1 protein-coding gene is annotated in these 1,024 nt (G+C 47.5%); it reads left to right on the forward strand.

Features of this window, described 5'->3' with window-relative positions; all coding sequences use genetic code 11:
* On the forward strand, window positions 1–1,024 hold a 1,024-nt coding region (locus BBG47_RS28185; RefSeq protein WP_139070824.1), incomplete at both ends, for a M3 family oligoendopeptidase.

Below are 1,024 nucleotides of genomic sequence, written 5' to 3' on the forward strand. Positions count from 1 at the left end.
GTTCCAGTTGGCTGAGAAAATGCTCAAGACGTTTAGCCCTGAAATTATTGAAGACTTGCAGCTGGAAAACAAGCTGTCAACCGAACATTCTCAATTGATCGCTTCAGCCAAAATCCCATTCGAAGGGGAAGAGCGTACACTGGCACAATTGACACCATTCGAGCTGTCTACAGATCGTGACATGCGTAAGCGTGCATCTGAGGCGAGGTTCGGATTCATGGCGGAAAACGAAGCGAAGTTTGATCGCATTTATGATGATCTGGTGAAAGTACGTACGAAAATTGCAAAGAAGCTGGGCTACGAGAATTTTGTTCAGCTTGGCTATGACCGGATGTGCCGTACGGATTATGATGCGAACATGGTCGCGAATTTCAGAGCACAGGTGCTGGAACATATCGTGCCAGCTGCAATAAAGCTGATAGAGCGTCAACGCAAGCGGATCGGCGTTGATCAAATGTACTACTATGACGAATCCTTCAAATTCAAGACAGGCAATGCAGCACCGAAGGGCGATCCAGAATGGATCGTTGAGAACGGAGCGAAGATGTATCAAGAAATGTCTCCGGAGATGAACGAGTTCTTCACTTTAATGTGTGAGAACGAGCTGATGGATCTTGTTAGCAAGAAGGGTAAGCAAAGCGGCGGTTATTGCACATTCTTAAGTGAGTTTGGCGTGCCGTTTATCTTCTCCAACTTCAATGGTACATCCGACGATATCGACGTATTGACGCACGAAGCGGGCCATGCGTTCCAAGTGTACGAGAGTCGTCATTTCGAGGTTCCGGAATATAACTGGCCAACTTATGAAGCGGGAGAAATTCATTCGATGAGCATGGAATTCTTCACATGGCCTTGGATGGAGCTGTTCTTCCAAGAAGATACAGAGAAGTATAAGTTCGCTCATTTGGCGGGCGGATTGCAGTTCATTCCACACGGTGTATCTGGGGATGAGTTCCAGCATTTCGTATACAGCAATCCTGAAGCAACACCTGCAGAGCGCAAGGCTGCTTGGCGCGACATCGAG

It is taken from the genome of Paenibacillus sp. KS1 (genome assembly GCF_001680695.1).
GTDB classification, from domain to species: Bacteria; Bacillota; Bacilli; order Paenibacillales; family Paenibacillaceae; genus Paenibacillus_B; species Paenibacillus_B suaedae.